The 5,298-nt window shown below is 75.2% G+C and carries 6 protein-coding genes; all 6 read right to left on the reverse strand.

The window, feature by feature from the left end; translation table 11 throughout:
- Positions 1–71: 71 nt before the first annotated feature.
- Positions 72–1,967: a PH domain-containing protein gene (locus SZ60_RS10630; RefSeq protein ID WP_052505331.1), complete on the reverse strand. Its 1,896-nt coding sequence runs from the start codon at positions 1,965–1,967 to the stop codon at positions 72–74.
- On the reverse strand, positions 1,964–2,443 hold the full coding sequence (locus SZ60_RS10635) for a PH domain-containing protein (protein ID WP_043595810.1): 480 nt from the start codon (positions 2,441–2,443) through the stop codon (positions 1,964–1,966). The genes SZ60_RS10630 and SZ60_RS10635 overlap by 4 nt, the downstream gene beginning before the upstream one ends.
- Positions 2,444–2,517: 74 nt before the next feature.
- On the reverse strand, positions 2,518–2,994 hold the full coding sequence (locus tag SZ60_RS10640; RefSeq protein WP_043595812.1) for a DUF3180 domain-containing protein: 477 nt from the start codon (positions 2,992–2,994) through the stop codon (positions 2,518–2,520).
- The gene (gene folK / locus SZ60_RS10645) at positions 2,991–3,602 is read right to left on the reverse strand and encodes a 2-amino-4-hydroxy-6-hydroxymethyldihydropteridine diphosphokinase (protein WP_231567125.1); all 612 of its coding nucleotides are present in this window, start codon (positions 3,600–3,602) and stop codon (positions 2,991–2,993) included. Before folK ends, SZ60_RS10640 begins: the two co-directional genes overlap by 4 nt.
- 11 nt (positions 3,603–3,613) lie before the next feature.
- A complete protein-coding gene (gene folB, locus SZ60_RS10650) occupies positions 3,614–4,081 on the reverse strand; it encodes a dihydroneopterin aldolase (protein ID WP_231567126.1) in 468 nt (155 codons plus the stop codon).
- Positions 4,078–5,298: dihydropteroate synthase (folP, locus tag SZ60_RS10655; protein WP_369700704.1), on the reverse strand; the 1,221-nt coding region annotated here is incomplete at its 5' end. The genes folB and folP, both read right to left, overlap by 4 nt.

The raw sequence follows: 5,298 nt of genomic DNA on the forward strand, positions 1-5,298 counted from the left end.
GCTGCGGCGGTCGGAGCCGCCCGCGGGCCGGCGGGTGGCGTCGCGCGAGTCGCGGGGGTCGCGGGGGTCGGTCACGGGGTCTCCTCGCTCCAGCGGTGGGTGCGGTCGGCGTGGGCGGCGGCGACCGCCTCGCGGCCGCCGGTCGTGAAGAAGCCGAGGGCGTCGTCCTGGTCGAGCGCGCCGATCTCGGCCACGATCGGCCCCTGGACGGTGTGCAGGTGCACGGTCGCGAGCCGCAGCCGGCGGCGCAACGGACCCTGCACCAGTCCGACGCTCTGCACCCGGGGCAGCGGCACGATGACGAGCTGACGCCAGATCGCGCCCTTGCGCAGCAGCAGCGCGCCCGGCGCCGTGCGGAATCCGTTGCGGCGCCACGAGAACCAGCGCAGCACGGCGGCCCGCCGCGGCGACACGGTGAACCCGCCGTCGGTGCCGCTCGACCTCAGGCCGCCCTCGACGAGCGAGAGGGTGTGCTCGGTCGTCGCCTCGACGGCGTCGCGGACGGCAGGAGGCGCGGCCTCGCCGGCCACGGACGTAGCGTCCCCGAGCACCTCGCCACCGAGGACAGGAGGCGCGGCCTCGCCGTTCGAGAAGGCGTCCGTGGCCATGCCCGCCGCGGGGGCGACCGCCTCGGGGACGTCGGCCGACGCGCTCGACCCGGCCCGCGCCTCCTCGGCGGCGACGCCCACGGCGGCCACGCCGACCAGTTCGGGCAGGACGAGTTCGAGGACGCGGCGGACGTCGTCCTCGTCGCCGACCGGCAGGATCGTCGTGTTCTCTTGTCCGGCGGCGCCCTTGGTGCTCGAGCGCGAGGCGCGGTTGATCTTGACGTCCCACCAGCCGAACGGGCGCCAGAGCAGCGGTTGGCTGACCTTGACCGAATGGATGCGGCCGGGCGGCAGCGTCTCGTTCGAGGTCGAGAACAGGCCGTAGCCGATGCGGACCCCGTCGCGCGTGCCCGCGATCGTGTAGCGCAGCGACTTCGTGATGCGGTTGACGTAGAACCCGCCCGACCCGAGCACGGCCGGCAACAGCACGAAGAGCAGGAACCACTCGCCCGTCGTCACCACGCTGATCACGATCGCCACGACGGCGGCCAGCAGGAAGAGGGTGTAACCGCTCAGGACGGTCGACCCGATCAGGCGGCCGGGCGAGAGGGCCACGACGGACTGCGGCGGCGCCTCGTCGGGGTCGAGCTCGGGCGCGAGGAACTCGTTCGCGCGCTGCTCGACGAGGCCGCCGAAGCCCTGGCGGTGCGGAGCGTGGGCGTCGGGGTGACCCGGACCCGCGGTCCCCGCGACGGCGGCGGCGTCGGTCACGTCGCCCGTGCCGACGGCTGGCGCCTCGACCGGCGAACCGGCCGCACTCGGGGCCGGCGCGTGCGGCTGCTGCGCCCCGCCCGCGCGCCGGAGGATCTCGCGGCGCAGGTCGTCCGCCGACGCCGACCGCAGGTAGGCGAGGTTGACGTTGGCGTCCTGGCCGGCCTGGTTGACCTCGAGCTTGGCGGCGCCGAAGACGCGGGCCAGCAGCGGACGCTGGATGTTGATGCCCTGGATGCGGTCGAGCCGCGCCCGACGGTTCGTGCGGAACACGATGCCGCTGCGCACCTCGACCACGTCCTCGCCGACCCGGAAGGTGTGCATGCGCCACGACAGCCAGAACCCGCCGACGAACAGGGCGATGACCACGACCACGGCGAGCAGCAGCAGGCCCAGCCAGCCCTGGTCGACGACGTACCCGAACGGGTCGCCCTCGTCGCCCCGCCGACCGCCGGGCACGAACAGCTCGACGACGTACTCGCGCGCGTTGTTGAACAGGATGACGAGCACCGCGGCCAGCGCGATGCCGCCCTTGAGCAGCGGGGTGGCCGGGTGCAGGCGGTGCCACTCGCCGTCGGTGAGGGCGGCGACGTCCGGAGGCGCGGGTCGGCCCCCGCCCCCGTCCGCACCGGTGCGGGGGTCGCTCACAGGCCGGCCCGCCGCGATTCAGCCAGCTCGACGAGGCGGTCGCGCAGCCGCTCGGCCTCGTCGGCGGGGACGCCCGGGATCGTCACGGCCGAGGCCGCGGCCGCGGTGACGAACTTCAGGTCGCTGAGACCGAGCGCCCGGACGACCGGGCCCCGGTTGATGTCGATGAGCTGCATGCGGCCGTAGGGCACGGCGACGACCCGCAGGTACAGGATGCCCTTGCGCAGCAGCAGGTCGTCCTCGCGCAGCTGGTAGCCGATCGCCCGGACCCGACGCGGGGTCAGGGCGGCGACGACGATCGTCACGAGCACGACGGCGGCGGTGATCGCGTAGGTCCACCACTCGCCGATGAACCAGAGCGGGACGGTGGCGGCGGCCACGATCAGCCCGGTGACGACGTAGCCGATCAGCTCGGGCCAGACGTACCGGGGCGAGACGCGGGTCCACTGCGCGTCGGGGATGTCGAGTCGGTCCATGTCGGCGTCTCTTCCGGTCGGCGGCGGTGTCGTGCGGCAGCGGTGTGGTGCGACGGCGGCGGGGCCGCGGGCGGTCAGACCGCTTGCGTCCCCGGGCCCTGGCCGTTCTCGTCGTCGGCGGGCGGGACGGTGCACATGCGTTCGGCGACGATGCCGGCCACGAGCAGCCCCACACCGCCGACGACGGCGACGATCGCGGGCACGAGCGAGCCTACAGCGACCCCTACGCCACGCGAGAGGACGAACAGCAGGACTCCCCCGGCGAAGCCGCCGAACAGGGCGCCGGACAGGCTGCTCGCCTTGGCCAGCAGCAGCACGCGCGTCGCGTAGTAGGGGTCGACGCGCTCCTTGCTCGACCCGGTCGCGACGCGGTGCACGGGCACGGCCATCGAGACGACGACCCCGCCGATGCCGAGCAGCACGAGGCCGAGGGCGACGGGCAGCACGATGGACGGCTGACGCATGGCGACCAGCACCGAGTCGAGGACGAAGCCGGCGGCCACGGCCACGATGATCAGGCCGACCAGGGTGGAGGGGCGGGTGTGCTTCACGGGGCTCCTGGGCTGGGGTCGGTGGTCGGGTCGTGGGCGGACCCGTGGTCGGACGGTGCGTCGGTCAGCGGGGGGTCGGGCTCGGGGTCGAACAGCGAGGTCGCCCCTGGCACGGGACGGGTGCGCTCGGTGAGGCGGGACGCGAGGTCGGCGACCCGCCCTGCTCCGGCGAGCCGCGCCTCCGGGTCCAGTTGGAGCCAGGGCTCGAGCACGAACGCGCGCTCGGCGGCGCGGGGGTGCGGCACCTGGAGGCGCTCGGTGTCGATGCGCTCGTCGTCGAGGGCGACGACGTCGAGGTCGAGGGTCCGGTCGCCCCACCGCACGTCGCGGGTGCGCCCGTGCGTGGCCTCGATCGCCTGCAGCGCGTCGAGCAGGGCGTCGTCGTCGAGCGTGACGTCGGCGAGCAGCACGGCGTTGAGGTAGGTCGGCTTGCTCGGATCGAGGCCGTCGAGCGTGACGGCGGTCGACGACACGGGGGCGGACGCGGCGACCACCGTGATGCCGGGCGTCGCGTCGACGGCCCGGACGGCGTCGCGCAGCAGGGTGTCGCGGTCGCCGAGGTTCGAGCCGAGGGCGATCACCGCACGGCGGACGCGCGGCACGCTCACGCTCGGCACGCTCACGCTCGCTCCCGGCTGATGGTGATCGACACGTCGCCGAACGGCACGGTGATGGGGGCCCCCGGCTTGTGCACGGTGACCTCGGTGGCGACGGCCGAGGGGTGACTCAGCACGACGGCGGCCAATCGCTCGGCGAGGGTCTCGATCAGGTCGACCGGGTCGCGCTCGACGGCGGCCACGATCTCTTCGGCCAGGACTCCGTAGTGCACGGTCTCGCCGAGGTCGTCGCCGGACGCCGCGGTCGTGGTGTCGAGGTGCACGACGACGTCGACGACGAACTCCTGACCGTCGCGGCGCTCGTGGTCGAAGACGCCGTGGTGGCCGGTGGCCCGCACGCCGCTGAGACGCAGCACGTCGAGGCCACGGGCACGGAGGGCCGGCACGGGCTCGCCGACCGGACCGGGCTCGCCGCCCAGACCGGGCTCCTGCCCGGGCAGGCCGTCGGGTCCGGTCGCGCCGCCGCTCACGCGTGCCTCGCCGGTCGTCGGGGAGCCGCGGCGGCCTCGGTCCACGCCTGCAGCACGTCGAGGGCGGCCCGGGTGCCGGCGACGTCGTGCACGCGCACGCCCCAGACGTCGGCCTGCGCCGCCAGCACGCTGATCACGGCGGTCGCGGGGTCGCGGTCGACGGGCGGCGCGCCCTCGGGCAGGAGGTCGGCCAGGAACCGCTTGCGCGACGCGGCGACGAGCACGGGCAGGCCGAGCCGGCCGAGCACGTCGAGGTGGGCCAGCAGCTGCCAGTTCTGGGTGGCGTCCTTCGAGAACCCCAAGCCGGGATCGAGGACGATCGTCGACGGGTCGACGCCCCGGGTCACGAGGTCGTCCACCCGTGCGGCGAGCTCGTCGGCGACGGTGCCGACGACGTCGCCGTCGTAGTCGCGCGACGCCGCGGAAGGTGCGTGCCCCGAGCCGTCGAGTCGACCGCGCCAGTGCATGACCACGAAGGTGCGGCCGCTCTCGGCGACGACCCGGGCCATGTCGACGTCGGCGAGGCCGCCCGACACGTCGTTGACGATCTCGGCGCCGGCCTCGAGCGCGGCGGCGGCGGTCGACGCGTTCATCGTGTCGATGCTGACGCGCACCCCCTCGGACGCGAGCTGGCGCACGACCGGCAGCACCCGACGGAGCTCGTCGGCCGGCTCGACGCGGGCGGCACCGGGCCGGGTCGACTCCCCGCCGACGTCGACGATGTCGGCCCCCCGCGAGACGAGGGTGCGGGCGTGGGCCAGGGCGGCGTCGAGGTCGAGATGACGACCGCCGTCGCTGAACGAGTCGGGCGTGACGTTGAGCACGCCCATGACGGCCGGGCCGGGTCGTCGGACGGTGGACCGGTCGCGCGAGCGTCGGAGGACCGGCTCAGGAGGCGCGGCGTCCGGCCCCGGGCCGGTCGCGACCCGGTCACGCACCGCCGGTGCCGCATGCGAACCGCTGCGCTGCCGCTCGGGTCGTGGCCGGGCCTCGAGCACGGGGTCGGCGTCGTCGAAGGACCGCTCGTGCAGCGGCCCCTCGAACCGGCCACCGGCCACCAGCCGACGCCCCGAGCGGCCGGCGGGAGCCACGGCCGCCGAGGTCTCGGCGGGGGCGGGGCCGGGATCACCGGTCGCGGGGCGGACGGCGGCAGCCACGGCGGGCGGCTGCGCGGCGACGGGCACCTCGGCGGGGAGGCTGGTCGCGGGGGGCGTCGC

This window comes from Frigoribacterium sp. MEB024 (assembly GCF_000878135.1).
GTDB lineage: Bacteria > Actinomycetota > Actinomycetes > Actinomycetales > Microbacteriaceae > Frigoribacterium.